The following is a 1,288-nucleotide window of genomic DNA, read 5'->3' on the forward strand; positions in this document are numbered from 1 at the left end:
ATGGCAAAAGAAAAGTTTGAACGCGTAAAACCGCACGTAAACGTAGGTACAATCGGCCACGTTGACCACGGTAAAACAACTCTAACTGCAGCAATCACTAACGTACTTGCAAAAGTATACGGTGGTGAAGCAAAAGACTTCGCATCAATCGATAACGCTCCAGAAGAGCGTGAGCGTGGTATCACAATCTCAACTTCACACGTTGAGTATGACACACCAACTCGTCACTATGCACACGTAGACTGTCCAGGACACGCTGACTATGTTAAAAACATGATCACAGGTGCTGCACAGATGGACGGCGCGATCCTAGTAGTTGCAGCTACTGACGGTCCTATGCCTCAAACACGTGAGCACATCCTACTTTCTCGTCAGGTTGGTGTACCTTACATCATCGTATTCATGAACAAATGTGACATGGTTGACGACGAAGAGCTACTAGAGCTAGTAGAGATGGAAGTTCGTGAACTACTTTCTGAGTACGACTTCCCAGGTGATGACCTACCACTAATCCAAGGTTCAGCGCTTAAAGCACTAGAAGGCGAAGAGCAGTGGGAAGCGAAGATCGTTGAGCTTGCAGAAGCACTAGATTCTTACATCCCAGAGCCAGAGCGTGACATCGATAAGCCATTCATCATGCCTATCGAAGACGTATTCTCAATCCAGGGTCGTGGTACAGTAGTAACAGGCCGTGTAGAAGCTGGTATCATCAACGTGAACGACGAAGTAGAAATCGTAGGTATCAAAGAAACTACGAAGACAACTTGTACGGGTGTTGAGATGTTCCGTAAGCTTCTAGACGAAGGTCGTGCGGGTGAGAACATCGGTGCACTACTACGTGGTACTAAGCGTGATGAAGTTGAACGTGGTCAAGTACTATGTAAGCCTGGTTCAATCAAGCCACACACAAAATTCACTTCAGAAGTATACGTACTTTCGAAAGATGAAGGTGGTCGTCACACTCCTTTCTTCAAAGGTTACCGTCCACAGTTCTACTTCCGTACAACAGACGTAACTGGTGACATCCAGCTACCAGACGGCGTAGAAATGGTAATGCCTGGCGACAACATCAAGATGACTGTTGAGCTAATCGTACCAATCGCGATGGACGAAGGTCTACGTTTCGCTATCCGTGAAGGTGGCCGTACAGTAGGTGCTGGTGTTGTAGCAACAATCGAAGAGTAATCTTCGTAGCAGCGATTTTATATCGCGACCAGCAAAAAAGGTCGTTCTCTGATAAAGAGTACGGCCTTTTTTAATGCCTTGTAGATGCGATTTTATATCGCGA

1 protein-coding gene is annotated in these 1,288 nt (G+C 46.3%); it reads left to right on the forward strand.

What is annotated here, in order from left to right:
• Nucleotides 1-1,185, forward strand: a complete 1,185-nt coding sequence (tuf, locus tag L3V43_RS23650; RefSeq protein WP_119230648.1) for an elongation factor Tu — start codon at nucleotides 1-3, stop codon at nucleotides 1,183-1,185.
• Nucleotides 1,186-1,288 lie beyond the last annotated feature (103 nt).

The organism is Pseudoalteromonas sp. L23 (genome assembly GCF_021728455.1).
Lineage (GTDB): Bacteria > Pseudomonadota > Gammaproteobacteria > Enterobacterales > Alteromonadaceae > Pseudoalteromonas.

Excerpts from the sequence above, each read along its gene's own strand:
- tuf (WP_119230648.1), top strand. The coding sequence starts at position 1 with ATGGCAAAAGAAAAGTTTGAACGCGTAAAACCGCACGTAAACGTAGGT.